We start from the raw sequence: 19,609 nt of genomic DNA, 5'->3' as shown, positions 1-19,609 counted from the left end.
TGTATGCCAACATCTTGGACGAGCAAGAATAAAGTTATTTGCTGCGGTATTTCATCCGTCTTGAGTTGATAACCTATGTTGAAACTATGGTGGGAATATTGATTACGATTAAGGATTCTGTTGGGTAGAGCGCGTAGCCGCTCTACCCAACAGGTATCAAAGACGTATTGATCCGTTAAGTAGCGCATCTACAAGCGTGTATGCGACTTTTGCCGACCGTTCCTGCAATAAATTGTTAATTGTTGTGTAGTCACGGTTACTTAACGCTTGCATGATCTGGTTCATTGTTTCCTCGGAGAAGTACTCCGAATCCTTAATGAGTTGAGAGTATCGGTTATGGTCATTGACCTCATACAATGTTCTGTCTTTCTTCGGGTTATTAATTCCCTTGGGAAGATACATGCAGTTGCCAAGTGAGTTGCCGAGAATGCTGCGTTTTTTGGGGTTGTCCGCATCATTAATACGTTTCCTGGCGATGATGTGTTCCAACTCAAATGTTTCTCCATTAGGGACGGAGGCGGACATGTAGCTTAGATTTGCATGGATGGTAACCAAACAGCGGATGTCTTTGCCGAAGTTGATACCGGCTGTCTGATCCTTAATCCATTGGTCAAAAGCACTCTTAAATTGATTTTTAGAAATTGGTGCGCTGTAATTACGTGAGCCATCGCAGTAACTCAATAAGCGCTGATCGCCATGAGATGACCATGCGGAGGTGATGGCGTCGTAAACGTAAGCGGCTTTGATGTTGCGCAAAGTGTGTTGATACTCTTCTGAGGAAGGCTCGAGATCCCACAACGCTGCGAAGTATGACAATGTCTTGAATGTTGACGATAGTCCGTTTTCATAGTCATTTCCGGTTGATTTGAATCTACGAAGTAATATGGCAAACATATCCTGCAGGTTGTTGCAGATGCGTTCGGTTTTCTGCAGGATGTCTTCCAGGGAATCGGCTATCTTCTGCTTGTATGTATTGAGGATGTTGAGTTTTCGGTTGTCGAGTTTCATGGCGACGCCAAGTAGGCCAAATCCTATTTCTTGTGCGGCGCTATCGGTATAAGGGATTAGAGCGTTCAGGTGGCTTACGACATATTGGCCGAGTGCGGTGCCTAATTCCGGCAGAGTTATTGTCCTATCCTGTGTCAGATCGTCTTCGGAGAACTTGTTCAGATCGAACTCAGCCTGTTTCTGCATATCCAGATAATAGTTTTTGACGTATTGCAGAATCTGGTCTTGTAGAGGGGATTCTTCAGCAGGAAGTAGGCGAATGGTTGCATTAACCCACGCGGCCCCAAATACTTCGTACTTGGTGAGGGGAATTCCGCCCTTGTTAAGATTGGCAAAAACGTCGGCTATATGTTCAGCCCCGCCAAGATAAACAATCATAGGAACTTGCAGATGCTTGATGTCGACGAACTCGTCGATTCGTTCTTTGAAGTTGTGAATTGTTTCAATGATTGATGTCGTTGAGTTTTTGCTGTCGTCGATTTTTGAAACGTTTATAGCCCATAGTGCTATGTCAGTTTCAGGTTGATTGACTATGTGGTCAAACTCGGACTCTGTCAGTTTTTCCTCATCCGTCAGCATGCCATTTACCGTAGTAAAAGCCTGCATGTATTCATCACGGTTTAATGGTTTCCAAAAACGCAGTGGCTCGCGTTGATAATTGCGAATAGTGGAAAGCCGCTGTTGACCGTCTAGTAATTGCAATGAGGCGTTTTTGTCATTGTCGTTTTCCGGATAGACCAGTAGCGTGCCAAAGGGATACCCATCATGTAGGGTTTGAACGAAGTCGTCCTGTTTTTTCTTGGTCCATACAAATCCACGCTGGAATTTTGGCAGCTTGATGCGGTCAAGTTCATCAACAGACAGTTTATCGATGCGATAATCAGGCATGAGTCTCCTTCGATCTGGCTGAACTGTTTTTATGATCTCACTCGTTAGATTCACGATCAAGAGAACGCACCGAAGAGGTCGAAAAGATTGAAAGAGTCCACGTTATTATGTGCTGTGGTCGCTGGTCGGTTTTTGGCAATCGCCAAGGGAGTGATTCAGAAACGGGGAGAGAAGCTATGAACAAGAGGTTGGTGAATAAATCAACAGCCGTCAATGTGTTGGTTGACGAGGCTGTTACCTCGCCGGATATAACCGTTACGGTTGTTGATGATAAGCAGATTCGCGTGGTCGGCGCGGCTATCGTGCGCGACGGCGAGGTGATGTGCGCCCAACGTGGCGGAGGCAAGCAGCTGAGCGGCAAGTGGGAGTTCCCCGGCGGCAAGATCGAGCCGCATGAGACCCCGCGCGAGGCTCTGCACCGCGAGATCGAGGAGGAGCTGCTGTGCGAGGTCGAGATCGGCGACGAGGTGTGCACCGATTCGTATGACTACGATTTCGGCACCGTCACGCTCACCGTGTTCATCTGCCACCTGCTTTCCGGTGAGCCGCGCCGCACCGAACATCAGCAGTTCCGCTGGCTCAGGCCGGCCGACATGCCGTCGCTCGACTGGGCGCCGGCCGACCACAAGGCCGTCAGCATGATCTCGACGATGGATTTCATGGGGAAGTGAGTGCCTAATCGACTACTACGCGAGTCGTGGCACCCCAACGAATCCCATTGACAGATGCTGCGTGGCGTCTTGCGCGATTTCATCGGCGGTTTCTGAACGTTCAGGATATTTATTAACCCAAGGACGACCCGGATGCAGTGTATCCCAACGAGAGCGAACACCGTTGATGCGGCCGCGTCCGGGATCGTGATTGCCGAAGCCGTCGATGTAGGTGTTCCAAAGCGGTTGGTACAGACCGATCATAGCTGTTTCAGCCATGGGAACCCATATGTATGAAAGCAGCAACATACGTGCATAGAAATGTTCAATCTCCAGATTGTTCGCCTGTTCGATGGACTGACGATGCTTGCGGAGACGCGTGTACAATTCCTGACCGGACATATCGTCCGGTGCGATGTCCTTGCCTTTTCGAGTAGAAGGCGCAGCCTTGCCGATGTAAATAGGCCAAGACCCGGGTTCCCGTGTATTCTGTGCGGCGAGATCAGCATAGGGGGCGAATTGGCCGTCGTAGAACAATACGTAGATGCCGGGGCCGTTAAAGGGCTGGATTTCGGACAGAGGCACCAGTTCCTCGGCCATGAGCGCGGAAGAAATGGAACGTGAAATCGACTCGTATGCGAGTGGATTGAACAATTCAGGATTTGGCATAATCCATCCTTCCGTTAGCGGATGTCATGTCTTCAATGCTGTTATCCATCGTATTGCGTACTGTTGCTTCCTCGAGCGCAATGGCAACGGAGGATGCGACGATTTGTGCCAGCTGGACGGGAACAGCATTGCCGATTTGACGCATGGTTTCGCCCCACGCGCCGGAAAACTCGTAGCGATCGGGGAAACCCTGAATGCGCGCTGCCTCACGAGTAGAGTAATAGCGCACTTCCCCGTTAGGGTAGCGAATCATATTTTCCCCTCCGGGCACGCCATGTACTCCGGCCTTAATGGCCTTGGACGGTTCGTCTAAGACCGACCCCGTATGCCCGGGATAGATTTTGGCGCCGGGCTGGAAGTTGTGGTTGAGCCATTGGGATGATTCCTTGCTACGCGGGTCGGGGAGACCATGCAGGGCGTCACGGAGAGTTCGCCAAGGCTTAAGCGAAGCGTCGCCGTTTTTGGCGGTGATGATATGGCGGTCTTTTTGGGGTACGCGATGCTGCTCCCAATATGTACCGTCCATCTGTGCCGCGTGCAGGGCAGCTGCTGAATGCGTAGGTTTCGGGAATGACCAATCGGCCTGAATATCAGTGCGGAAACCGACGATGATTACGCGATGACGATGCTGGGCGACGCCGTAATTGGCGGCGTCAACCAGCGTCGGAACGATGGCATACGACAGTTCGTCATGCACGCCGTTGGTGTGTTCTTTGGAAAGGCGAGTGAGATGTTCTTTCCAGGTTTCATCTTCTCGGGCCGTCAGCAGAGGATGCTGAAGCCTTAGGAGAATGTAGGAATAGTAGTCGGCGAAGGAGGATCGGAGTAGGCCCTTGACATTTTCCACGATGAATGCACGAGGTCGGAGTACCGACAATGCGTGAGTCATGGCAGGGAACATGTCGCGTGGATCGAGTGCGGCTCGTGCGAGGCCGCCAAGACTGAAAGGCTGGCAGGGAGGGCCTCCGGCAAGCAGGTCCAAATCAGTGCCGTATTTGCTCCAACCCACAGTACGGACGTCGGATTCGAGAATATCCATTCCGCGTACTAGCGGATAATCCTTTGACTGATTCAAGCGCAGCGTCTCGCAGGAGTTGTGCTCCCATTCGATGGCTGCGTCATGAGAGAATCCGGCCAGTGCCGAACCGAGCAGCAGCCCACCGCCTCCAGCAAATAATTCGATACCGCGCAATTATGAGTCCTTTCTTTCTGGACAACGATTTTACTAAAGAGTTTGTTGAATGATTAATATGAGATTGTTTTGGAAGCGAGTAAGTTCGGTGTCATTGGAGAGGAGCTGAAAGCGCATATGTCGGATAAGGAGATTCATTCCCTGTCGGATTTATCGAAATTGCGGCCGGAGATAGAAAGTGGATCGTGGTTTCGCGGGCAGAGAAACTGGGGTTGGTCATTAGCACCTGGAATATTGCGCCCGGGAGTAGGAGTTGGGAAAGAAAAGACGATGCTGAAGGCTTTCCGCAGGAATGCGTGTTTTAGCCTTGATCAGCGTCCAGAGGGGGATTTGGAATGGATGATTCTCGCTCAACATTATGGGTTGCCAACTCGGTTATTGGACTGGACTCTGAACCCGTTGCAAGCTTTATTCTTTGCGGTTGCCGATAAAAACCACGATACGGAAGATGCTGCTCTTTTTGTGCTCGATCCAGAAGGGTTAAACCGGCAGGTGCTGGGGACTGGTTCTTATCCTGTTTTCTTGAGCGAAGGAGACAAGAACTATAAAAGTTATGACAGTAAAATTCGTGATCGAGAAACGTCTCATCCGTTAGCGGTTATTGCGGAAAAAACTTTTTCGAGAATTAAGGCCCAGGATGGGGCGTTTACTTATTACGGTTCTGATAATTATGACATCGACAAGCTTGACAGTAGCTGCCGTAAAATTTTGATAAAAGCTGGCGCTAAAGACTTGATACGTCAAGAGCTGACCTTTTTCGGAGTAAATGAGGCAAGTACTTATCCAGATTTAGATCACCTTGCAAGTCAGATTAAATCTGAATATGCCGACAATTGATAGGGAGCGCACATGCAGTTAAAGCACATCCGGCGTGATGAAACAACAATCGGCGAGATTCTTTTGTTAATGCCATATTTGAATTTAAATCCACCTTATCAGAGAGAAGGCGGAATATGGAATTTGCCGAAGAGGCAATTGTTCATCGATTCCTTGATAAACGGCTTCGATGTGCCGAAATTCTATTTCCGTCGTATTAATCGTGATCAGGAAGTTCTGCAAGACGATGGTGGAATGAAGTCCCAATATGTACGGTATGAGGTTGTTGATGGTAAGCAACGACTGCAAGCTATACAGGATTTTTTTGAGAATCGTTTCCCTCTGTCTCAAGATATTCAGGTTTATGGGTCTGAAGATGATCTCAAAGGGTTGAAAGCCGAAGAATTAGAGCGGCAATTTCCTGATTTGTATTATGCGTTAAAAAGATATGCGCTTGATATTGTTCTTTTAGACGGCTTAACGGAGGAGCTCACTGATAATTTCTTTACACGGTTGAATGAGGGTGTTCCGCTGAATGCGCAGGAGAAGCGTAACGCTATTAATTGCAAAGTCAGGGAACTTGTCAAAGCAGCTGCTTCGAAGAATGATCCTAATTCTCAGAGCGAGTTTATTAGTCGGTGTTTGCGGGACAAGGCACGCTACAAGAATAATGAAATATATGTGAAGTGCTTCGCTCTGTGTGAGCAGCAGAGAGACGGGAAGATTAAAGACACGAAGAAGAAAACTCTCGATGCCTTGTATGAGCGGAATAAGAATAAGTCGTCTTCATCAATCGATAGAGACGCGCTAACCGATGAAGACGCTTTGAACATTGATAAGCAGGTACGGGAGACTCTTGATTTACTTGCAGGTGTTTTTAATGAGGAAGATCCTCTGCTGTACAGCATCGGCAATGTTTCGGTCTTTTTCTATGCTGCATTAATAAGAAACGATTTGTGGGGTAACAGGCACGGAAATATTCGTAGGTTACTCAGCAAGTTCGAATCAGAGCGGAAATCACGATTCCGAGATACTGACGAAGCAAGTCTTTCTGGAGCAGAAGAAGACCTCTATCGAGCTTTTGTCACATATAACAAGTATGTGCAATCGACCAACGATGGAACAGCGATTTGTTTCCGAAGCAATATGATTAATTATTGGCTTGAGCATGATGGGTCGTTAAACGGTTGGAGACAGGAAACTTGGGCTGAGTCACGTTCTGAGGAATAAACCAAAGAGTCTCGCTGCAGCATTTCAGATGGTGTCGGCAAGCAATGAGCCTGCCGACACCTTTTTGAGTCTTCGTCAGTTTGTGCAGTGAGATTTGGAGACCTTGGTGTCCCGTCGTCGGGGTGAAGTGGCCTGATTGTGCTGGGGGAGAGGTGGTTTTTCAAAGGCATTTGATGGATGCCAGTTGTTTTGCGAGGTAGGTGCCCTTAATCCAAAGGTTCTGCCTGTACATGTGCACGTCATTAATCGTGATTGGTTTTACTGTAGAGTCTGTTCCTGTGCCGCGAACAAAGATCAAGCTATTGCTTGATTTAGGAAAATTCGGTGCACTTCGAATTGTCTTGGTTTTCTTGTTGATAATTGGAAGTCCTTGGCGATTGTAGCTGATGACATCCTTCAGTTCGTGGTTAAAGATGAGATTGCGAATGCGGTTCCAAGTGTTTTGAACATGGTCATCAATGAATTCTTCGGTAAACCAAAAACGTTTGAAGCCTACGAAAATGTTTTCAACAAAATAATTGGCGTTGGAAGGCTCGGTAAATTCGGCAAAAAGAATCTGCTGGGAGGCGAAGTTGCTACGGAACGTTGAGTCTTCGAATTCAATTTGAGGATTGCATAGTTCATCGAAATCCAAGGGAAAGAGTTTGGTGTCCTCTGTTTTTAGTCCTTTTTCCGTGAATACAACGCTTTTGGCGGTAATTCCAAATTTGCTGAATACCTCTACCTTGTTCATTGTTTTTGCCGTGCCATCAAACATTCGAACGACAAGTTGTTCCGCGATGCCTTTGTTGACCTTTTGACGGTTGGTAACAGGAATATCGAAGGTATCTATGAGCTCGTTCAGGGTCTTGCCTGAATAGCGCGCATTAAGCTGATGACAGCGTCTGTCTATTGCGGAGTATCCGTCATAACTTTCGGGGAGACGTTCAAATTTCTCTCCGAAGTACTCTTGAACAATCGTGGAAACGAAGGCTCTCTTTAGACGGAAACGTGGTCGCTTTGGCCATTTAGGTGCAGTGTCGAGACAGGCCAGCTGATGGTTGAGCTCGGATGAAATTCGTGGATATTCGGCAGTCGGATCAGAAAATGAGTCATTGATATCTTGAATGAAGTCTCGTACGGCAGTCCAATCTGTTTCTAGGGCTCTTATGTCTTCGGCGCTGAATTGGTTAAATTCAAAGCCTTTAATTGGGAAGTTAGCGTATTCTGCTGTGCTTTGAACTTTAAAAGCATACAGATAATACACAAATAAAATATTGGCGACTTTGTGCCAGAAAGCCGAGTCTGCAAAGGATTCCGAGACAATTCTTTCAGGGGAAACAGCGGTTACGGTAACCGGTTCCTTCGCGTCGTATTCATATGCTGTGTTCTTTTTCGCAGGTATGATTCCTGTTGTCTTTAGTTCCGTGTCCACCCCGTCCACAGTTAAATCTGGTCGTTGGAAACTGTCTGCGGGATAACCAAGCACCGATTGTTCAATCACTGCCCCAGCTATACCCCGGTTTCCAGCTTTCCCTGCAAAGACATGGTTTTTGTCTACTTCGCCAAGCGTCTTGTCGATACAGTCAGCGAGTATTTGCTCCAGCTCGTTTCTAGTGAATTTATGACTGCCGCTGGTTCGGCGTTTTCTCTGAGCTGCCATTGTCACTCCCGCCCGGCTGCGCGGTCTTCGGCTATGACCTTGCCAATGGCGTGGGGGATGCCTACAACGAGTGCGTTGCCCATGCAGAAAGCTCGATGGCCGTCAGTCATGCCGGTGTTAGTCCACCCTTTGGGGAACATCTGAATCTGATCAAGCTCGTCGGGCACCAGACGGCGCAAACGACCATCCTCTGCTTTGATGACATGTTTTGTGCGGCTGGCACCGGCTCCGCCTTCGCCGGTGAGAATTGTGCGTGCCGGTTTGTCCAGTGCGTCGGGGAATGCCATGGCACCTTCGGAATAGGTATAGGCGTATCCGTTGGCTGATGTGCGTTCTTCGCGTTTGGCTCCCTTGAGGTACTGCCACTGGGGTAGTTTTTCGGAATCAATGAAGTACTGCTCCGGCACTTCAGAATCTGGTACTCGAATATCGGCGAGTGTGGCATGAACACCATGAAAAGTAGGTTCTACCTTGCGCGTGTAGACTTCGCCATGCTGCATCACTCCGGCATTCTGGAAGAATGAAGTCTTCGCCTTCTTGCCGAACTCATTACTGACCTCGTAAGGATCAAGGCTTACGGAAGTAAGCCCCCCCCCTATACGAATATCGAGTCGAGAGTTATTTGGGTCAGCCATCTGCTTGACGGGGAACGCTCTGGCCATTACTCCGCTTTCGAACAGTCGCTTCTCAAAATCCCATGCCTGGTCTGTGCGCACCCCATACAGATACACGCGGCGCCGTCGTTGAGGCATGCCGTAGTCAGCGGCGTTGATCACTCTCCATTCCACAGAGTATCCCAGCGCTGCAAGGCATGAAAGGATGATGGCAAAATCGCGACCGCGCTGCGAAGCGGGAGATTTCAACAGTCGATCGACATTCTCCAAAAGCAGATACTTCGGCTTCTTCATATCAAGAAGACGGCGAATCTGCCACCAAAGCACGCCTTTTTTGCCTTCGATGCCACCTGCCAAAGAAAGCGGCTTGGCGACAGAATAGTCTTGGCAGGGAAACCCGCCGACGACCATATCGATATCAGGGATATCGACGTCACCGTACTCATAAGCGTCGAGTACCTTGGTGATGTCCTCGTTGATGCAGCTTCCTTCGCCGAAACGCTGTTCGTAGCAACGCCACGCAAATTGACGAGCTGGGCTGCCTTGCGGCTCCCATTGGTTCGCCCATACCGTTTTAAATGGTCCTGCGGCAGCGCAATGGAATTCAGGATGCCGTGGGTCGTCGTAGCCTTCCAATCCCAATCGAAATCCGCCCACTCCAGCGAACATTTCGGCGATGGTGATGGTATCGGTCACGCTAACTCCAGTCAGGGCAAACAGCTAAATCACGTTCGATACTGATCTAGAGTCGGGACGATCTTTATTGACATCTGTAGGGATGCAGGCGGTGATTTTTCGACTACGCCGCTGTTTTGAACACATGCTTGTTGTGATACTCAATGAATTCATGCGACGGCGGATTGACCTGCGGCAGCTCGATTTCCTGCTTGTCGTAGGCCCACAGCCAGGTATCGTTGACCTCGGAATGACGGACGGCCGGCGAGACGCGCATTCGGTAATCGTCGTCGATGGTCATCAGGCCATTGTCAAATGCCTTGTCGTGGAATGCGTTGAGCAGCAATCCATTGGCGGCGGCGGTCTTTTCAAGGTCGGTCGAGTCCGCCCATGGTTTGATATGACTGGCGATGAGCAGTTGATTGATGCCGATTCCGGTAAGGCAGCAGCGTCCCTGATAGTTTTCTATCAGAATCTTGCGGAAGTAGTCCTGATTGATGCGCCGCTGGGCCTCGACCGCCCGTTCGCCTCCCATTTTGAATGACGATGCCAGCTTGAAGAACTCCGGATTCACATATTGCTGCTGAACCGTATTGGTGAGCAGCAGAAGGCCTTCCTCCACGAGGCTGCTGCCTCGCTCGGCATAGTCCTCCCAAATGGACCGATCGAGCTTGCTGCCATGGGACATGCCTTTGCGGCCGGTTGCGACGCGGTTCGCATCATTCGCCGCGATGTTCATGATTTTCAGCGTCACGGCGTTCGGCGTGCGGTGCAGGGATTTGGCGAGCTGCTGCACATCACGACCGGTATCGTCCATCTCGCTGGGCTTGAGCCGTATGTACAGCACGAACGCCATGAGGGTTTCTTCATATGACCAATTGCGACGTGCCCGACTCATATCGCCAGGATACTACTGTGATTGATTTTGTAATCCACACCCATTTGCTAAATCACGATTTAGTAAATCATAATTTAGTAAATCGTGATTTAGCAAATGACAGAACTCTGCTGCTTGCCGCCCGCCCCTACTTCGTGTACGCCTTGCCGTCGGTTTCGATCGTGGTCTTGGCGGTGAGCTTCTTCAGTTCGTCGGCCTTGCTCTTGTCGCCCGAGTACGCCTTGGTGATGATGGGCGAGCTCTTGCCGGCCGGGTAGAGCGTCACGGTCTTGCCGTTCGAGAGCTTCCACGTGTACGAGCCGTCGCTGCCCTTGTACGATTCGGCCACGTAGGTGGCGTCGGTCGAATTGCCCTTGCTCGGCTTCCACGTCACGCTGCAGTCGGCCTTCACGGTAAGCGACATGCTCACCTTGAATCCGCTGTAGTTGCCGGCGACGGCCGCGCAATGCGTCTTGTCGGCCTTCTTCTTCGCGTCGGCGGCCTGCTTGGCCTTCACCGACTCGTTCACCTTGGTCATCGCGGTCTGCAGCGCCTTGATCTGCGTGTTGATCTCGTCGACGTCGGCCTTCTCGCCTTCGCCGCCGGCCACGATCTTCTTCGCGGCGGTGGCGGCCTGCTTGAGTGCGGTGAGCGTGGAGACGTCCGCCACCTTGCCGGTCGCGTCGTCGATGAGCTTCTCCGCCTTCGCATACGTGTCGACCAGCGAGGCGCGCGCATCGTCCAGCAGCTTCTTCTCCTGACTGGCCTGCACCGCCTTGGAGGCCTTGTTCAGCTGCACGTTCAGCGTCGAGAACGCCTTGGCCTTGGCCGAAACCGTCGTGGTGTTGTCGGTCAGCTGCCTGGTCGAAAGATTCGAGGCGCACGGATCGGTCGGTGTCTTCTGGGCCGCGCCCTCGTCGATAAGACCCTTCAGATCGGTCAGCGTCGAGGCGTCGGCGAGCTTCGACTTGTCGATGCCGGCCGTCGACTTGACGTTCTCGAGCGTGGCGTCCAGCGCCTTCTTGGCGTCGGTGAGATTCGCCTGTGCGGCGGTGCAGTCGGCCAGCGCGGTCGCATGCTGATGCCGCGCCCATAGCGCGTAGCCGCCGCCACCCAGCACCAGCGCGAGTACGCAGATCACGGCGATCATGATGATACGACGGCGCTTGGCGTCAAGCGGCTGCTTCGGCTTCATCGGGGCCTTCGGTGCTCGCGGCGTTTTCGAACTCGGCGGTTCCTGCGCGCCTGACGGTTCCTTTGCGCTCGACGGTTCCTTTGCGCTCGACGGTTCCGACGGATTTTGCGTGTCGTTCGGGCTCGTTACGCCCTTGGAACCCCAAAGGTCCTTGAGAGCCTTCAGTCCCTTGGATTCCTGCGGTTCGTCGGTCTTGGAACCCTTGTTGATGCCAGCGAGGCCGGTTCCTGTCAATCGCTTCGGCAAGGGGGCCGCCGTATGCGAGGCTCCAATCGGCTTGATTACGGCCGTGGCCTGGTCATCCGATGCCGATGCCGGTGTCTGTACCTCTGCCTGTGTCGGCACCGAGGTCCGTACTGCCGGATCGGTGTTCGGTGCGGGGATCTGCGCCTGCGAGGCCGGTTCGGTGTGCGATGCCGCGTCGTTCCGCGCATAAGAGGCCGTGTGAGGGGTCGGTGCGGCGGTCGGCGTACCGGCGGCTTCCGTAGGCGACGCCAATGCGGCCAGTGACGCGCTGCCGACCGAGGGGTCCATCATCAGCGGGCCCAGGCCGTCGTCGTTCAGGCTGCCGGATGCAATGCCGTTGCCGCCATTGGGAATGGCCGTGGTCTTGGCGGTGTCATTGGTCGTCTGCGGCAGGGGAGTCGTCGCCATCGATTGTGTGCCGACCGGCGTCGGCGCCGATGACGAGGTTCTCGCCGCAGGCGCAGAGCCCGTTGACGGTCGTGGAACGGCGATGGTCGGCATCGCCTGCGTCGCACCGTCATCCGGCGTGGATGCAGGCGGCGTGGGCACAGCCGGTGCAGTAGCGGCCGGTGCGGTAGTCGCCGTCTGCGGCGTCGATTCCGTATGCGAGACGCCGAACATGGTCAACGGCGGAATCAGCTGCGCAGCCGCATCGACCGGCTTATCGGAGGGGATGCCATCGGAGGAAGCGCCGTCGGAAACGGGTTTCGTGGAGGAATCCGGCTCGTTGAATTCCGCGAGAGGGTCAAACGCCGCGGTCTCTTCAAGCGGCGCCGGTGATGTTGCCGGCGGGGCGGGAACCGTCGACGTGGGTGCCACTGGCGTCGCCGGAGCGACGGCAGAGGTGGCCGTTGTTGACGGTGTCGGCGAATCCGGCTCGTCGAATTCCGCGAGCGGGTCGAAAGCGGCCGTTTCCTCAAGGGCCGCCGGAGCTGGAGTGGATGCGGGCATTGCGGGTATTGCAGGCGTTGCGGGTGCAGCCGCAGGGGTGCCCGCGGAAGCGGCCACCGCCGGAGTCGCGGCCGTTGGCGCCGGGACCGGCGTCGGAGCCGACGGAACCGCACCGGCAGCCGTCACCATCGCTGGCGCATCCTGCACGGGAGGAATGGACCCCGTCTGCGAAACGACGGTGATCTCCGCCGGCGACTGGGGGATGTCACGTTCATCACGGCCGCCGTCAACGCTGGCGGAACTGCCGCCCGCAGCGTTGCCATCCGCGTCGTCCAGAGGGAACCGATACCCGCAGGTCATGCAGAACTGCGTGCCAAATCCCCGCAAAGCGCCGCATTTCGGGCAGAACTTCTCCGGCTTCGCCAGTCTTTCGGGCATGATTCGTATGATTCCTTCTCTGAGGCTGCGCTCGACCTTTCGAATCGGCGGCTCGGCCGTCCATACGGCCGCCGCACGATTCGCCGTGTCTGCGCGCGAACACTTTCGCAATGAAGCTTACTGTAACCGCACTATGAATACCCGGCCAACGGCCGGTAATTTGCACACACCCCATAATTGCGGCGCATAATGGTACGATTCGCAGCAGACGCAGGGGAAAGGCGGCACATCGTGGACGACATGAATCGCACAGCCGGCAAGACGGACGACCGCGACTATACGGTTCCCGCGCGCAATGCGTTGAAGCGTTTCTTCGGATACGACGATTTCCGCGTCGGCCAGGCCGACGTCGTCAACGCCATCATGAACGGTCACGATGTACTGGCCGTATTGCCGACCGGCGCCGGAAAATCCGTATGCTATCAGCTTCCGGCCATGGCATTGCGATTCACGCTGGTCATTACGCCGCTGCGTGCGCTCATGCGCGACCAGGTGCAGTCGCTCGAACGACGCGGCATCCCCGCCGCACTCATCGACGCCGGCACCAGCGTCGCCGAACGTCGCGCCATCTACGACAAGGCGCTCGCCGGCGGTCTGAAACTGCTCTACGTGGCTCCGGAACGATTGAAGACCCGCGATTTCTTCGCATTCGCCGAGCGGATGCCGATAGACCTCATCGCCGTGGACGAAGCCCACTGCGTACTGCAATGGGGGCAGGATTTCCGGCCCGCATACCTCGACATCAGCAAGTTCGTGCATTCCCTGCCGGCCCGTCCCGCCGCCGAACCACGCCTGCGAATCGCCGCGTTCACCGCCACGGCGACGCCGGCCACACGCACCGAGATCAGCGACAACCTCGGCCAGCGCGACCCCGTTCGCGTGACCACGACCTTCGACCGGCCGAACATCCGGTTCGACACGAAGGTCGTCGGCAGATGGGACCGCGAGGACGAGATCGTGGCCTGGGCGCTGGGGCATAAAGGACAGTGCGGCATCGTGTACTGCAACAGCCGCAAGCGCACCGAGGAACTGGAGCAGGCGCTGCTCGACGCCGGCGTTTCCGCAGCGCATTTTCACGCGCGCATGGCCGAAGCCGACAAAGGACCGGTGCAGGATCGCTTCCTTTCCGGCGAGATTCAGGTGATGTGCGCCACCACCGCATTCGGCATGGGCGTCGACAAGCCCGACGTGCGATGGGTCATCAACGACGGTGCCACCGACAGCATCGAGGAATACTATCAGGAGGCCGGTCGAGCCGGTCGCGACGGCAAGGAATCCGTAAGCCTGCTGCTATGGAGCGACGACGACTTCGAATGGCTGGAGAAACGCATCGACGAATCGTTCAACAACGACGCCATGGACGCCGGCAAGCAGAGCGAGGCGCGGTCCGCCGCATTCGAGCGGCTGCACGCCATGGAACGATACTGCCGATCATACGGCTGCCTGCGTGCCGCATTCCTGAAATACTTCGGCGAGGAGCCGGCTGCCGCGAAATGCGGCAAATGCTCGAACTGCCTCGGCGGGGGAGCGCGCTCGCGGACCGCGCATACGTCGAACTTCGGCGGGTCGTCGGGGCGATACGGTTCCGGCGACGGCACGTCGCGTAAACGATTCCGTCGGGCTTCCGATTATGACGACATCGACGACGGCTACGGCGAGGTCAGCAGTTCGGACGGTTGGGGTTCGTCGGACGATGCACAGGATTCGCGCGGCCGATACGGCGGCCGCGGTCGTCGGGGCGGTTGGAAGCGGTACGGCCGTCGTCGCGGTTACGACGACGATGATTTCGATTCCGACTCCGGCTCGTCGTATGGCTCGTCGTATGGCTCGTCGTCCGACTCGTATGGCCGTAGCGGCAAGGATCTGCGTAAGTCCTCGAATTCCACGTATGCCGCGCTGTTCGGCACCGACAAGGACTGATGCTCAAGCAAAAAGAGGCGAGAAGAGTCGTGAAATCTATGCGTGGCGGTGAACCATCGGAGGAGCAATACCGTCAGCCGATGCTGGATCTGGGGGATGGGGATTCTGTCGGAACTCCGAATGGTTCTGCGGCCGACGATTCAGACGTTGCGGATTCGGGCGTTTCCGTCGAATCCACCGTTCATTCCGGCAATGGTTACAGCGGCAATGATTACACCGACTATGCGGCGTCGATGCTGCAACGGCTCGGCACGTCGAAGTTCCGCGCCAGGTTCGTGCTGACCGACAAAGACCGCGCCTATGCGCGAGCGAAAGGCCGGGCGACCATCGACCGTCACGCGCACGAGATGCTGGCCAAGCGGGTCGGTCCGGCGCAGCCGTACAAGGACGGCAAACAGACGCCGTGGCGCGGGCATCCGGTGTTCACCGCGCAGCACGCCACCGCCACCTGCTGCCGGGGATGCATCGAAAAATGGCATCACATCCCCAAAGGCCGCGTATTGACCGACGATGAAATCGACAGGCTCGCCGCAGTGGTGATGGCGTGGATCGACCGCGACCTGACGCGGCATCCCGATGTTCCCAACGCCGCTGGCCGTTCCTGACGGTCCTCCCTTTCTCTCGGCTGACGGCCGAAAAGAGGCCAAATGGCCATCGCCCGTACTGCCATGGGTAGGATGGGGGCATGAGCAATCCCGAGCAACAGCCTGATTCCATGCTGTCTGAAACACAGCCGCAGCCGGCGGAAGCACCGGCGCGGCCGGCGGTATCTGTGCAGCCGCAGCCGCAAGCACCGCAAGTGCCGCAGACCCAGACGCCGTCGGCTCCGCATCCTCAGGCTGCCGCTATGTCAGGCCAGTCCGATGTACCGAGCCGATCTGCCGTGTCGGGCCAGTCCGATGCGCCTACCCGGGATGCTGCGCGATACACCGTGCCGAATCAGTACGTCACCTCGGGTAAACCCCTGCGTCCCGACCAGTTCCAGGCGCCGGGGCACTACACGAAATCCGGCGAGCGGGTGAGCGTCCCGGTCGGCCCGAATCCCGTCGTAGCGAATCCCGCCGCACCGACTCCGACGATGCCATATGCTCAGGCGCCGACTGTCCCGTCGCAGCCGACCCCATACACACAGCAGCCGGCTGTTCCGAACCCGTATGCGAATCCCGTCATCCCGCAGCAGCCGACGCAGCCCGGTCCTTATGCGCCGCAATCTCCCCGGACTCCGTATCCCGCCTACGGCTATCCCAGCCAGCCGATGTCGTCGGTGCAGCCGATGCCGCAGCCGAGGAAACGCAGCACCGGTGTCATCATCGCCGTCTCCGTGATCGGCGGCATCGTGGCGCTGGCGATCATCATCGCTGTGGTGCTGGCAGTCATCGGCGTTGTCGGCGGTCATTCCGACGACAGCACGTATGCCGACGGCCAGCAGGGCTATGATTCCGTCCCCTTCGACGACCCGTACCAGATGCAGCGCGACATCTCCTCCATCACCGGAAGCAGCTGCCTGTGGTCCGACATCGGCAGCTACAGCGCCCTTGGCGGCGACTCCGAAGCCAGCTCCATTCCCGGTCTCGACGGCGCCTACACCTGCGGCGACGACGAGATTCTGCTGATGTTCGACACCACCAGCGACACCCGGCAGATGGTGACGACGCTCGAACGCTCCCTCGCCCAGGGCGACGACACCTTCGACACCACGGTCACCGATTCGCTCGGCGACTACGCCGTGGTGCACGACGACACGTGGATGGTCATCGGCAAGAACGCCGACATGAAGCAGCTTCACGACGCGTGGGGCGGCGACATGCAGCGGCTCGACGAACTCGCCGACTCCGGCAGCCGCGACACCATCTAGCGTTCGGCCGACGCTACGCCTTCGTATCCGCCGCAATCGAGGGCCATACCATGGCGGTCATGCGTTCGGGCCAGTCCTCGTCGACCGAACCGCGCAACGCCTCGCAGGCGATCATCGAGCCGAGCATGGTGCCGAACAGGAACTTCGCGTTCAGGTCGTCGCGGAACCGGCCGCGTTCGATGCCGCGACGGAAGAACGTGGCGAACGTCTCCTCCTCGGGTCTGATGGCCTGCTGTACGAGCCGCTGGAAGAACTCGTCGTCGGAGGTCAGGATGATGCCGATCGCCTTCACGCCCACGCTGGAGACGTAGCGTTCCACCATGCGCCGCAGCATCAGCGTCAGGTTCTCGCGCGTCGGTTCGAGGCCGGCCAGTTCCGGCGACGAGGAGATCTCCAGCGCGCTGATCTTGCGCAGCAGATCGTCGGCGTTGTTGTACCGGCGATAGATGGTGGTCTTCGCCACTCCCGACCGGCGTGCGATCTCCTCGATGGAGATGCCGCCGACGCCTTTCGTCAGCGCAATGGCCAGCGTGGCCTGCATGATCTTCCGGTCGGTCTCCTTGCGGGTGCGTTCCCCGCGCTGGGTGGTCATCGTTCCCTTCTTTCTCTTCTTGCCCTACAGCAGCTTCGTGCTTTCGATCGTGCTCACATACCACTTGTTGAACCGCACCAGTGGCTTGCGCAGCACAAGGCCGAGCAGCAGCGTCGGCAGGATGAACAGCAGCAGCATGCCGATCTGTCGCCAGTAGTCGTTGTCGTAGATGCCGAACATGGCCGCACGCATCGCGTTGATGGAATGCGTGACCGGCAGGAACGGGCTGACGTCCTGGAAGAACTGCGGCATCACCGCCAGCGGATACGCACCTCCCGCGCCCGAGATCTGCAGCACGAGGAATATCACGCCGATGGCCTTGCCCACGTTGCCGAACGAGACGACCAGCGTGTAGATCATGAAGATGAACACGAGGCCGGAAAGCCAGCCGGACAGCATATACAGCCACGGATGCTCGGCCTGCACGCGCAGGAACAGCAGATTGCCCGCGCATACGCAGGTGCTTTGCAGCAGCGAAAGCACGGCGAACACGCCGAACCGGCCGAGATACATCTGATGCGGTCTCGCGCCCGGCAGAGCCTCGCGGATGCGCCGCGAGACCGACGTCTTCAGCGTCACCGCCATGAGCAGCGATCCCACCCACAACGGCAGGAACGTATAGAACGGGCTCAGCGCGGAACCGAAGTTCTCGGCATGGAACACGGCCGTGCGCGTCACGCCCACCGGCGAGGCGATGGACTGCGCCAGCGACTCGGCGTCACCGCCCAGCACCTTCTTCAACGTGGCGTTGTCGCCGCTGTCCAGGGCCGACGTGATGTTCTTCGACGTGGCCTTCAGCCTGTTCGCCGCATCGCGCAGGTCGTCGCTCGTGGCGTCGAGCGTGTTGCGCGTGTTCGTCAGCTTCGAGGCCGCCGACTGCGACGAGTTCGCCAGATCGTTCACCGCGGTCTTCAGGTTCGCGGCGCTCGCGTTCAGCGAGGACGCCGTCTGCGCCACGTTGCCGGCCAGCTTGTCGATCTGCGGCTTGAGGTCCTTGTCGAAGTCGGTCTTCAGACCGGCCACGCTGGTCTTCGCCTGCTTGGCGAGGTCGGCGATGGCCTCACGGTCCTTCTGCGCGTCGGCGTTGCCGTCTTCGATGTTCGTCGCCGCGTCGAGCAGCTTGTTCTTCAGATTCGTCTGCAGGGTGATGACGCCTTCGAACTGCGTGATGACGCGGTCCACGGCCGTCTGTCCCACATGGGTCTGCAATGCCGCGCGCAGGTCCTTCAGGTCCTGCAGCACCTGCTGGTATCCGGTGATCTGGTCGTTGATGGTCGACGCCTGGTCGCGCAGCGCCTTCGCCGAATCCGCGCTTTGCGTATCCACCGCGTCGTACACGGAGGCGATGTCGTCGGCCACGGCCGCGTAGCTGCCCGAACTCGACTGCAACGCCGTGGAAAGCGCCGACGTGGAATCCTTGAGTGCGCCGCTGATCGTGGATCCGGCCTGCTTCGCGCCCTTCATCGTGCCGCCCACGTCCTCGGCGGAGGACGACGCCTGCCTGAGCAGTTTCGACGAGCTCACGATGAGCGACTGCGCCGAATCGGTCATCGACGAATACGTGCCAACCGTCGTGGCGGCGTCGTCCAACTGCCCCGAGATCTCGTCGATATGCGTGGCGAGGTTCGCGATGCTGCTGTGCACGTCGGCGTCGTCGAGATAATCCGACAGCGAGGAGACGATGTTGAGCGCCACGTCCGAAAGCGTGGTCGTGAACAGCGTGTTGATCTGCGCGGCCACCTGGTCGGCGCCCTGGCCGGTCACCTTCGGTGCGAGCGCGTTCTTCTTCTCGTTCGTGTAATACGTCAGTTTCGCGTGCTGCACGTCCGACGAGAAGAACGTCATCATGTCGGTGCTGAAGCTTTTCGGAATCACGACGGCGGCATAGTATTTGCCGGATTTCGTGCCGTCGATGGCGTCGTCCTTCGTGGTGAACGTCCAGTCAAGCTGCGAGTTCGCGCGCAGCGCCGAGATCACCTGGTCGCCGACGTTCACCTTCATCGGAATCAGATCGCTTTTGTATCCCTCGTCGGTGTTCGCCACGGCGAACTGCAGGTTCTTCGTGCTGCTGAACGGATCCCAGCTGGCCGCCACGTTGAACCAGGTGAACAGCGAGGGCAGCGCGACCAGTCCGATGACGATGATCACCGAGACGACGTTGCTGGTGATGCGTCTGAGATCGCCGGTGAAGATACGCCAGATCGTCCTCAT

At 56.3% G+C, this 19,609-nt stretch carries 16 protein-coding genes; 7 read left to right on the top strand and 9 right to left on the bottom strand.

Annotated features, from left to right (window positions below; translation table 11 throughout):
* Positions 1-156: 156 nt before the first annotated feature.
* Positions 157-1,896 carry a DUF262 domain-containing protein gene (locus CS006_RS03000; protein ID WP_100510267.1) on the bottom strand — a complete coding sequence of 580 codons (1,740 nt, stop codon included), beginning with the start codon at positions 1,894-1,896 and terminating at the stop codon, positions 157-159.
* 248 nt (positions 1,897-2,144) lie between these two features.
* Between CS006_RS03000 and CS006_RS02995 the strand changes: the two genes are divergently transcribed.
* Positions 2,145-2,567: a (deoxy)nucleoside triphosphate pyrophosphohydrolase gene (locus tag CS006_RS02995; protein ID WP_243386702.1), complete on the top strand. Its 423-nt coding sequence runs from the start codon at positions 2,145-2,147 to the stop codon at positions 2,565-2,567.
* A 15-nt stretch (positions 2,568-2,582) separates the two neighbouring features.
* Here the strand turns inward: CS006_RS02995 and CS006_RS02990 are convergent, their stop codons facing one another.
* Together CS006_RS02990 and CS006_RS02985 are read right to left on the bottom strand one after the other, a co-directional pair.
* Positions 2,583-3,215 (bottom strand): Eco29kI family restriction endonuclease, encoded by a 633-nt coding sequence (locus tag CS006_RS02990; RefSeq protein ID WP_100510265.1) that lies wholly within the window; start codon positions 3,213-3,215, stop codon positions 2,583-2,585.
* Positions 3,202-4,407 (bottom strand): DNA cytosine methyltransferase, encoded by a 1,206-nt coding sequence (locus CS006_RS02985; protein ID WP_100510264.1) that lies wholly within the window; start codon positions 4,405-4,407, stop codon positions 3,202-3,204. Before CS006_RS02985 ends, CS006_RS02990 begins: the two co-directional genes overlap by 14 nt.
* Positions 4,408-4,524: 117 nt before the next feature.
* Between CS006_RS02985 and CS006_RS02980 the strand changes: the two genes are divergently transcribed.
* Both CS006_RS02980 and CS006_RS02975 read left to right on the top strand, forming a co-directional pair.
* Positions 4,525-5,244: an FRG domain-containing protein gene (locus CS006_RS02980; RefSeq protein ID WP_165777197.1), complete on the top strand. Its 720-nt coding sequence runs from the start codon at positions 4,525-4,527 to the stop codon at positions 5,242-5,244.
* 12 nt (positions 5,245-5,256) lie between these two features.
* Positions 5,257-6,453, top strand: coding sequence for a DUF262 domain-containing protein (locus CS006_RS02975; protein WP_100510262.1), 1,197 nt, complete (start codon positions 5,257-5,259; stop codon positions 6,451-6,453).
* 160 nt (positions 6,454-6,613) lie between these two features.
* Here CS006_RS02975 and CS006_RS02970 read toward each other — a convergent pair whose 3' ends face one another.
* The 4 genes from CS006_RS02970 to CS006_RS02955 form a co-directional block, all read right to left on the bottom strand.
* On the bottom strand, positions 6,614-8,095 hold the full coding sequence (locus tag CS006_RS02970; RefSeq protein ID WP_100510261.1) for a MutH/Sau3AI family endonuclease: 1,482 nt from the start codon (positions 8,093-8,095) through the stop codon (positions 6,614-6,616).
* A gap of 2 nt (positions 8,096-8,097) precedes the next feature.
* The gene (dcm, locus tag CS006_RS02965; RefSeq protein ID WP_207759989.1) at positions 8,098-9,405 is read right to left on the bottom strand and encodes a DNA (cytosine-5-)-methyltransferase; all 1,308 of its coding nucleotides are present in this window, start codon (positions 9,403-9,405) and stop codon (positions 8,098-8,100) included.
* A gap of 103 nt (positions 9,406-9,508) precedes the next feature.
* The gene (locus CS006_RS02960) at positions 9,509-10,240 is read right to left on the bottom strand and encodes an HNH endonuclease (RefSeq protein WP_100510260.1); all 732 of its coding nucleotides are present in this window, start codon (positions 10,238-10,240) and stop codon (positions 9,509-9,511) included.
* A gap of 169 nt (positions 10,241-10,409) precedes the next feature.
* Positions 10,410-12,110, bottom strand: coding sequence for a flagellar basal body-associated FliL family protein (locus CS006_RS02955; protein WP_100510259.1), 1,701 nt, complete (start codon positions 12,108-12,110; stop codon positions 10,410-10,412).
* A gap of 82 nt (positions 12,111-12,192) precedes the next feature.
* On the opposite strand from CS006_RS02955, the gene CS006_RS10660 reads away from it, so the two are divergent.
* The 4 genes from CS006_RS10660 (at position 12,193) to CS006_RS10655 (ending at position 16,806) form a co-directional block, all read left to right on the top strand.
* Complete coding sequence (locus tag CS006_RS10660) at positions 12,193-13,221, top strand: hypothetical protein (protein ID WP_133119521.1); 1,029 nt, start codon at positions 12,193-12,195, stop codon at positions 13,219-13,221.
* Between the two features lie 50 nt (positions 13,222-13,271).
* Positions 13,272-14,951 carry a RecQ family ATP-dependent DNA helicase gene (locus CS006_RS02950; protein ID WP_243386700.1) on the top strand — a complete coding sequence of 560 codons (1,680 nt, stop codon included), beginning with the start codon at positions 13,272-13,274 and terminating at the stop codon, positions 14,949-14,951.
* Positions 14,952-15,184: 233 nt separating this feature from the next.
* Positions 15,185-15,556 carry a DUF4186 domain-containing protein gene (locus tag CS006_RS02945; protein WP_100510257.1) on the top strand — a complete coding sequence of 124 codons (372 nt, stop codon included), beginning with the start codon at positions 15,185-15,187 and terminating at the stop codon, positions 15,554-15,556.
* A gap of 326 nt (positions 15,557-15,882) precedes the next feature.
* Entirely contained in the window at positions 15,883-16,806 is a 924-nt protein-coding gene (locus CS006_RS10655) for a hypothetical protein (protein ID WP_133119520.1), read from the top strand.
* A gap of 13 nt (positions 16,807-16,819) precedes the next feature.
* On the opposite strand, the gene CS006_RS02935 is transcribed toward CS006_RS10655, so the two are convergent.
* Together CS006_RS02935 and CS006_RS02930 are read right to left on the bottom strand one after the other, a co-directional pair.
* Entirely contained in the window at positions 16,820-17,398 is a 579-nt protein-coding gene (locus CS006_RS02935; protein ID WP_100510255.1) for a TetR/AcrR family transcriptional regulator, read from the bottom strand.
* A 24-nt stretch (positions 17,399-17,422) separates the two neighbouring features.
* Positions 17,423-19,609: a YhgE/Pip domain-containing protein gene (locus tag CS006_RS02930; protein ID WP_100510254.1), complete on the bottom strand. Its 2,187-nt coding sequence runs from the start codon at positions 19,607-19,609 to the stop codon at positions 17,423-17,425.

The organism is Bifidobacterium primatium (assembly GCF_002802875.1).
Taxonomy (GTDB): Bacteria; Actinomycetota; Actinomycetes; order Actinomycetales; family Bifidobacteriaceae; genus Galliscardovia; species Galliscardovia primatium.
This window is presented reverse-complemented; position numbering and strand designations above follow the sequence as displayed.

Coding starts and splice junctions, on each gene's coding strand:
- CS006_RS03000 (WP_100510267.1), bottom strand. CDS start 1,896: ATGCCTGATTATCGCATCGATAAACTGTCTGTTGATGAACTTGACCGC.
- CS006_RS02990 (WP_100510265.1), bottom strand. CDS start 3,215: ATGCCAAATCCTGAATTGTTCAATCCACTCGCATACGAGTCGATTTCA.
- CS006_RS02980 (WP_165777197.1), top strand. CDS start 4,525: ATGTCGGATAAGGAGATTCATTCCCTGTCGGATTTATCGAAATTGCGG.
- CS006_RS02975 (WP_100510262.1), top strand. CDS start 5,257: ATGCAGTTAAAGCACATCCGGCGTGATGAAACAACAATCGGCGAGATT.
- CS006_RS02970 (WP_100510261.1), bottom strand. CDS start 8,095: ATGGCAGCTCAGAGAAAACGCCGAACCAGCGGCAGTCATAAATTCACT.
- CS006_RS02960 (WP_100510260.1), bottom strand. CDS start 10,240: ATGGCGTTCGTGCTGTACATACGGCTCAAGCCCAGCGAGATGGACGAT.
- CS006_RS02955 (WP_100510259.1), bottom strand. CDS start 12,110: ATGGCGACGACTCCCCTGCCGCAGACGACCAATGACACCGCCAAGACC.
- CS006_RS10660 (WP_133119521.1), top strand. CDS start 12,193: ATGGTCGGCATCGCCTGCGTCGCACCGTCATCCGGCGTGGATGCAGGC.
- CS006_RS02950 (WP_243386700.1), top strand. CDS start 13,272: ATGAATCGCACAGCCGGCAAGACGGACGACCGCGACTATACGGTTCCC.
- CS006_RS02945 (WP_100510257.1), top strand. CDS start 15,185: ATGCTGCAACGGCTCGGCACGTCGAAGTTCCGCGCCAGGTTCGTGCTG.
- CS006_RS02935 (WP_100510255.1), bottom strand. CDS start 17,398: ATGACCACCCAGCGCGGGGAACGCACCCGCAAGGAGACCGACCGGAAG.
- CS006_RS02930 (WP_100510254.1), bottom strand. CDS start 19,609: ATGAGGACGATCTGGCGTATCTTCACCGGCGATCTCAGACGCATCACC.